Consider the following 229-nt stretch of genomic DNA (forward strand, 5'->3'; position numbering starts at 1 on the left):
GCTGGATAAGTCCACGGAAAAAATTGTTCGGACGGCGAAAAATACCGGAGCCCTGGTTTCCGGTCCGATTCCGCTCCCGACCAAGCGGACGATCGTCACGGTGAATCGCTCGCCCCACGTGGACAAGAAGTCCAGAGAGCAGTTCCAGACCAAGGTTCATAAGCGGATAATTGACATCCATAACTCCACGTCCAAGACGGTGGATGCCCTAATGAAGCTGGATTTGCCA

General features: G+C 53.7%; 1 protein-coding gene. It reads left to right on the forward strand.

Annotated elements, in window-relative coordinates:
- The coding region (rpsJ, locus tag FVQ81_18570) for a 30S ribosomal protein S10 (protein MBW7998535.1) at nt 1–229 on the forward strand (229 nt) is incomplete at both ends.

The organism is Candidatus Glassbacteria bacterium (genome assembly GCA_019456185.1).
Classification (GTDB): domain Bacteria; phylum Gemmatimonadota; class Glassbacteria; order GWA2-58-10; family GWA2-58-10; genus JAJRTS01.